Annotated in this window: 5 protein-coding genes; 2 read left to right on the plus strand and 3 right to left on the minus strand. The window is 75.3% G+C overall.

Annotated elements, in window-relative coordinates:
- Window positions 1-55 precede the first annotated feature (55 nt).
- Window positions 56-1438: a GntT/GntP/DsdX family permease gene (locus tag ACZ4MO_RS16505; RefSeq protein ID WP_175009346.1), complete on the plus strand. Its 1383-nt coding sequence runs from the start codon at window positions 56-58 to the stop codon at window positions 1436-1438.
- Between the two features lie 65 nt (window positions 1439-1503).
- Here ACZ4MO_RS16505 and ACZ4MO_RS16510 read toward each other — a convergent pair whose 3' ends face one another.
- From ACZ4MO_RS16510 to ACZ4MO_RS16520, 3 genes are all read right to left on the minus strand, one after another.
- A complete protein-coding gene (locus ACZ4MO_RS16510) occupies window positions 1504-3045 on the minus strand; it encodes a hypothetical protein (RefSeq protein ID WP_175009347.1) in 1542 nt (513 codons plus the stop codon).
- 87 nt (window positions 3046-3132) lie between these two features.
- On the minus strand, window positions 3133-4311 hold the full coding sequence (locus ACZ4MO_RS16515) for a hypothetical protein (protein WP_175009348.1): 1179 nt from the start codon (window positions 4309-4311) through the stop codon (window positions 3133-3135).
- A gap of 106 nt (window positions 4312-4417) precedes the next feature.
- A complete protein-coding gene (locus ACZ4MO_RS16520) occupies window positions 4418-5584 on the minus strand; it encodes a VIT1/CCC1 transporter family protein (RefSeq protein ID WP_114553354.1) in 1167 nt (388 codons plus the stop codon).
- A 177-nt stretch (window positions 5585-5761) separates the two neighbouring features.
- Between ACZ4MO_RS16520 and ACZ4MO_RS16525 the strand changes: the two genes are divergently transcribed.
- Window positions 5762-6142: an FKBP-type peptidyl-prolyl cis-trans isomerase gene (locus ACZ4MO_RS16525; RefSeq protein ID WP_043659735.1), complete on the plus strand. Its 381-nt coding sequence runs from the start codon at window positions 5762-5764 to the stop codon at window positions 6140-6142.
- The last annotated feature ends 198 nt before the right edge of the window (window positions 6143-6340 follow it).

Here is a 6340-nt window from a genome sequence, read left to right on the forward strand (position 1 = left end):
CACCCGACCTGCACTCCCCCCACCACCCACACGACCCGACGTCGACGGAGACACCATGCCCCCCGAGGACTGGACACAGACCCTGACCGCCGGACCGCTGCTCGCGATCGCCGCCGGCGCGATCGCGATCCTGCTGTTCCTCATCATCAAGCTCAAGCTGCACGCCTTCGTGGCACTCATCCTCGTCAGCCTGCTCACCGCGGTGGTCGCCGGCATCCCGACCGGGTCGATCGTCGAGGTGCTCACGGCCGGATTCGGCACGACGCTCGCGACCGTCGCGCTCCTCGTCGGGCTGGGAGCGATGCTGGGCCGGCTCGTGGAGACGAGCGGCGGCGCCAAGGTCATGGCGGACTTCCTCATCGAGAAGTTCGGTGAGAAGCGGGCGCCGTTCGCGCTCGGCCTCGCCTCCCTCATCTTCGGCTTCCCCATCTTCTTCGACGCCGGTCTCGTCGTCATGCTGCCGATCGTCTTCTCCGTCGGGCGGCGGCTGGGCGGCTCGCTCCTCCTCTACGGCCTGCCCGTCGCGGGTGCGTTCTCCGTCATGCACATCTACGTGCCGCCGCACCCCGGCCCCGTCGCCGCGACGGAGTTCCTCGGCGCGAACATCGGCATCGTCATCCTGCTCGGCCTCGTCGTCGCGATCCCGACGTGGTACGTCACGAGCTACCTGTTCGGCCGTTTCGCCGGACGCCGCATCGACCTACCCATCCCGGCCATCCTCGGCGAGGCCGACGAGGACCAGCTCGAGAACCCGCCGAAGTTCGGCACCGTCGTCGCGATCCTCCTGCTCCCCCTCGTGCTCATCTTCGCCAACACGGGCCTCGACGCGCTGCGTGCGGCGGGAGCCGTCGACGGGGACAACCCCGCCGTGCAGACGCTGCGCGCCGTCGGCGCGACGCCGATCGCGCTGCTCATCACCGTGCTCGTCGCCGCCTGGGTCCTGGGCCGCCGCCGCGGCGTCTCCGGGACGGCGCTGGAGAAGACCCTCGACTCGGCGCTCGGCCCGGTGTGCTCGGTCATCCTCATCACCGGCGCGGGCGGCATGTTCGGTGGCGTGCTGCGCGCGACCGGCATCGGTGACGCGCTCGCCGACGTGCTCGGCGACCTCGGCCTGCCGGTCATCGTGGCCGGGTTCCTCATCGCGGCGATCCTCCGCGTGGCGCAGGGCTCCGCGACCGTCGCCCTGACCACCGCCGCAGGGCTCATCGCCCCGGCCGTGGAGGCCGGTGGCTTCAACGGGGTCGAGCTCGCCGCGGTCGTCGTCGCCGTGGCAGCGGGGTCCGTGGTGCTCAGTCATGTGAACGACTCCGGGTTCTGGCTCGTGGGCCGGTTCTTCGACATGGACGTCAAGACGACCCTCCGCACGTGGACGGTCATGGAGACGGCCATCGGGGTCATGGGCTTCGCCATCGCGGCCCTCGTCTTCGCCGTCGCGTAGCGCGCGACGAGCGCGGCCAGGACCGCCCGGGCACGCTGCCCGGGCGGTCCTGCCGTCTCTGGACGTCAGCTCCGGTCGGTGAAGACCGGGGTGTAGGCGTCCGGGTCCGCGACCCAGGACTTCCGGCGGAAGCGCTGGAGCGACAGACCGAGCAGCGTCAGCAGCGCGGCCATCACGAGCAGACCGAGGTCACCGCCCGCGCCCGTCGTGGCGAGGGCGGTCGGGCCCGACGCCGTGACGGCGCCGGACGCGGCCGTCGCCGCACCGGTCGCGGTGGCGGCCGAGGCGCCCGTCCCCGTGCTCACCGGGTTGAGCACCCAGGTCACCGTGCCGCCGGTCGTCCCGGGGTCCACCGGACCCGTCGGGTCCGCGGGGTCGGTCGGGTCCGCGGGGTCGGTCGGGTCCGTCGGATCGGTCGGGTCCGTCGGATCGGTCGGGTCCGTGGGGTCGGTCGGGTCCGTGGGGTCGGTCGGGTTCGTCGGCACGACGGCGGCCGTCGGGCACCCCGCCGAGGAGTCGCCCAGGAGCCCCACGCCCACGCCGCAGACCGTCACGGGCACGGTCACGGGCAGGTCGACGTCCAGGTCGGGCAGCGCCCCGAGGACGCCGTCCTCACCGAGAACGCCGTCGAGCGCGCCGCCGTCACCCAGCAGCCCGTCCTCGCCCAGCACGCCGTCGAGCAGACCGTCGCCGGACGAGCCGCCGAGCAGGTCGTCCACGAGACCGTCCTCGCCGAGCACGCCGTCCAGGAGGCCGTCGCCCTCGCCGAGCAGACCGCCCCCGAGGAGACCGTCACCCAGCAGGTCGTCGACGAGGCCGTCCTCGCCGAGGACGCCGTCGAGCAGGCCCGAGCCGTCGGTGCCGGTCGAGCCGGTCCCGTCGCCCGACCCCTCGCCGGCCGTCCCGCCGCCGACCGTGGCGTCACCGCCCACGCCGACGGCGACACCCGACACGTCTACCGGGACGGTCACCGGCACGTCGACGTCCACGCCGGACGCTTCCCCGCCGGTCGAGCCCTCGGCGCCACCACCGGTCGCCGGAGCCGGCGTCACCGCCGCGTCACCCAGGACGCCCGCAGCGACGCCCGACACGTTCACCGGGACCGTGACCGGCACGTCGAGGTCGATGTTCGCCGGGTCCGCCCCCGTGGCGGGAGCAGGCTCCGGTGCGGGAGCAGGCTCCGGCGCGGGCGCAGGCTCGGCCGGAGCCTGGGTCACCGCCGCATCACCCAGGACACCGGCCGCGACCCCGGACACGTCCACCGGGATCGTCACCGGCACGTCGACGTCCACGTCGGCGGGAGCCGCCGGAGCGGGCTCCGGCACGGGCGCAGGCGCCGGTGCCGGTGCCGGTTCGGGGGTGACGGCGGCGTCGCCCAGGGCGCCCACCGCGACGTCGGACACATTCACGGGGACGTGCACGGGCACGTCGACCGCGACGTCGGGCAGGACCTCGGTCACCTGGCTCAGCGGAGCCTCGACCGACACGTCCAGTCCGAGATCGCCGAGGAGGTCGCCCTCGGCTGCGTGGGCCGCTCCGGCCCCGACGACCACGAGGCCGCCTGTGACGAGCGCTGTGCGCAGCGCGCGCCGGACGAAGGTGTGCATGATCGTTTCTCTTTCCTGCTCAGAAGTGGCTGGCGCACGACGGCGCCGGGTCGCGTGTGCCGCGCTCGGGGCGCGACGCGAGCCACGTCAGGCAGGAGAGACGGGGACCTCGAAGAAGGTCGACGGGTGCTTCGACCGCGCGTCGTCCACGACGGCGGTCCAGGAGGAGAGCGCGGGAGCGTCGGCGCCGCTGCCGACCGCCGCGAGCTCGCCGCCCGCCCCGGCGCGCTGCGCGCTGCCGGAGGGCGAGGGGGTCATGCCGGGACCGCCGTCGGAGGGGACGTCCCCGGGGCCGGTCGGCGCGTCGGAGGGCAGCGCCGCACCGGGCGGCGCACCCGTCGGTGCGACGTCGACCGCCGCCGTCCGGGCGCGCGCGTCCCGCGCGGCGACACCGTCTCGACCGTCACGGCCCGCCGTAGAAGCGGTGGGCTCGACGGCCGCCGGTGCGGCGGGCAAGGGCACGGGCACGGGCGAGGCGGTCACCGTCGGGGCGACGACGACGTCCCCCGGGTCGGCCGTGCCCGGGCCAGGGATCGACGGCCCGTCGACCACCGGGTCGTCCGTGCCCGGAGCGCCCGTGCCGGGGGTCCCGGGGAGCAGCGGCGTCAGCGGGTCCAGCGGAGCGAGCGGGCCCGTGACCGGGCCGAGGATCGGGTCGGTCACGGGGGCCAGGACGTCGAGGACCGGCGTCAGCGCCTCCAGGACCGGGGTGACCGGGTCGAGCGCAGGCGAGACCGCCTCGAGCACGGGGTTCGCCACGGGGGCGACCGCCTCGACGACGGGCGTCGCGGCCGGCGCGACGACGTCGAGCACCGGCGTGGTCACGGGAGCGACGGCGTCGGTCACCGGCTGCACGACGGGCGCCACCGGCTCGACGACCTGCTCGACCACGGGGGCGACGGGCTCGACCCCCTGCTCGACCACGGGAGCGACGGGCCGCGCGACCTCCTCGACCACCGGGGCGACGGGGGCGACGACCTGCTCCACGACCGGGGCGACGGGCTGGACCACGGGGGCGACGACGTCCCGCACGACGGGCTTGACCACGTCCTGGACGACCGGGTCGACGACGGTCTGCACGGTCGACGTGACGGGCGAGAGGGCCTTGCCGAGCCCGAGCGGGTCGTCCGCGGCGGACGCGCCGCCCGCGGTCGCGACGGCGAACGCGAGCCCGGCACCGAGACCGCCTCCGGCGACGAGCGCGCGCACGAGCCAGCGACGGGCGGCCGGTGCGCGCCTGCCCTGCGCGTCGTGCGTCGCGTCCATCGTGTGCCCCGTGGGTCGTCGGTGCAGCGAAGAGGCGGGCCGTGGGGCCCGTCCGAGATCACGGTAGGCACGGGAGTGTGACGCTCACCACTCGACGCGCCGGATTTCACCCGACGGTTGCCCCGAACACCAGGCCGAGCGCGTACGTGGCAGCGGCCGCGCCGAACCCGATGGCGATCTGGCGCAGGGCCCGCGTGAGCGGGGACGTCCCCGAGAGCAGCCCGACGGTCGCGCCGGTCGCGAGGAGCGCGATCCCGACGAGGAGCGCCGCCACCCCGACGGCGAGGAAGCCCGTCATCCCGAGGAGGTACGGCACGACCGGGATGAGCGCACCCGACGCGAAGAAGAGGAACGACGAGACCGCCGCCCCCATCGCGGTCCCGTGCGTCTCGTGCTCGTCGACGCCGGGCGGCGGCGCGATCACGGTCTGCTGCGTGTACGTCGCGAGGACGTCGGCCGCGTGCTCCTCGGCCTCGGCGGGCGCCATGCCGCGCGCCCGGTAGACGAGCGCGAGCTCGTTCGCGTCCACGTCGAGGTCGGGCAGCGCCGCCGACGCCTGCGGGCTCGGCGTCGACGCGTCGAGGAGCTCGCGCTGCGAGCGCACGGACACGTACTCCCCCGCGCCCATCGAGAGGGCCCCCGCGAGCAGGCCCGCGAGGCCCGAGAGCAGCACCGTGCTGTTCGACGCCCCGGACGCGCCGATGCCGAGGATCAGCGCGAGGTTGGACACGAGGCCGTCGTTCGCGCCGAACACCGCCGCGCGGAACGTCCCCGACATGCGGTTGCGCCCGCGCGTCGCGAGGCCGCGCACGACCTCCTCGTGGATCCGCTCGTCGGCCGCCATCCGGGGCGTCGCGTCGGCGTCGGTCGCGTACGTCGAGCGCGCCTCGGCCCGCTGGGCGAGCGCGAGCACGAACACGCCGCCGAAGCGCCGGGCGAGCCACCCGAGCGTGCGGGTCCGCCAGTCACCGCGCAGCGGCCGTCCCGCGTCCTCGCCGAGCAGGTCGAGCCAGTGCTGCTCGTGGCGGCGCTCCGCCTCCGCGAGCGCCAGCAGGATGTCCCGCTCCTCGCCCGTCCGGCGGCTCGCGAGGTCCCGGTAGACCGCCGCCTCGGCGCGCTCGTCGGCGAGGAAGCGACGCCACCGTCGCACCTCCTGCGCGGTGGGCCGGTGCCCGACGGCGGTCGGCGGCACCGCGGTCGGCGTCGCCCCGGGAGCGTCCGGGTGCGAGGGGTCGGCGGGCACGCCGGAGGGCGGCTCAGGTGTGGTGGGCATGCCTCCATGATGGCGATTTTCGGGCCCGCGGTGTTGCGCGTCGCCGAACGGGCCGTGCGGGGCGCCCCCGACCGGGGTTGCGGACGACCCCAACCTCGGCCCTTCGCCCGCCGGGTTCCGGGCGGGTGCGGGTCCGCGCGCCGGACCGGCCGCCCGGCGCCGTGGTTGGATCGGAGCATGACCACTGGAGAGAACGGACTGTCCCGTCCCGAGGTCGACGCCCCGGAGGGTCCCGCGCCCACCGAGCTCGTCGTCGAGGACATCACCGTGGGCGACGGCCCCGAGGCCACGCCCGGCGCGACCGTGAACGTGCACTACCTCGGCGTCGAGTACGAGACGGGCGAGGAGTTCGACGCGTCGTGGAACCGCGGCGAGTCGATCAACTTCCCGCTGCGCAGCCTCATCGCGGGCTGGCAGCAGGGCATCCCGGGCATGAAGGTCGGCGGGCGGCGCAAGCTCGTGGTGCCGCCGGAGCTCGCGTACGGCCCGGCAGGCGGCGGGCACCGCCTGTCCGGCAAGACGCTGATCTTCGTCATCGACCTGCTCGGCGTGTCCTGACCGACGCGTCCCGAGGACGAGCGGAGGGCCCCGGTCGACGACCGGGGCCCTCGTGCGTCCCGGCCGCCCCGGCGGTCCGGCCGTTCGGGCGGCGGGCCGGCAGCCCTAGCTGTACTGACCCGCTGCGTTGTTGACGCGGTCGATGGGGCGAATGCCGCCGATGCCAAGGTGGGGTCGGTTCATGTTGTAGTGCTCGAG

The sequence above is a fragment of the Sphaerisporangium cinnabarinum genome, assembly GCF_055567015.1.

Bases quoted from the DNA above. Each gene is read 5' to 3' on its own strand.
- ACZ4MO_RS16505 (WP_175009346.1), top strand. From the start codon at position 56: ATGCCCCCCGAGGACTGGACACAGACCCTGACCGCCGGACCGCTGCTC.
- ACZ4MO_RS16510 (WP_175009347.1), bottom strand. From the start codon at position 3,045: ATGCACACCTTCGTCCGGCGCGCGCTGCGCACAGCGCTCGTCACAGGC.
- ACZ4MO_RS16515 (WP_175009348.1), bottom strand. From the start codon at position 4,311: ATGGACGCGACGCACGACGCGCAGGGCAGGCGCGCACCGGCCGCCCGT.
- ACZ4MO_RS16520 (WP_114553354.1), bottom strand. From the start codon at position 5,584: ATGCCCACCACACCTGAGCCGCCCTCCGGCGTGCCCGCCGACCCCTCG.
- ACZ4MO_RS16525 (WP_043659735.1), top strand. From the start codon at position 5,762: ATGACCACTGGAGAGAACGGACTGTCCCGTCCCGAGGTCGACGCCCCG.